At 54.4% G+C, this 272-nt stretch carries 1 protein-coding gene; it reads right to left on the minus strand.

Annotated elements, in window-relative coordinates; all coding sequences use genetic code 11:
- Window positions 1-74: 74 nt before the first annotated feature.
- On the minus strand, window positions 75-272 hold a 198-nt coding region (locus AC1RO3_RS09170), incomplete at its 5' end, for a hypothetical protein (RefSeq protein WP_481764111.1).

Below are 272 nucleotides of genomic sequence, written 5' to 3' on the forward strand. Positions count from 1 at the left end.
CCCCGTAAATCAGCCGTAGCCCGTACCATACAGCATACCACAGGCAACCGGCCCCGTCAACATACCCGAGTGTATCAGTCGGGTATCAAGCGAAACGGCAGGCGCGCACCGTTTGCGCTCTGTCGTGTCTCCTGTCCTTCGCTCGATTGCGGTTGAATCCCCGCTGCAATCGATGTTTCTAGCTGCTGCTTTTGCAGGCTGAGTCTGCAAACCTCGCGCCAGAATTTATAATTATGCAAGTCAATTACCATACGCACGCACTCCGTAGGATG

Source organism: Dellaglioa sp. CoH-57-MRSF-19 (assembly GCF_056781975.1).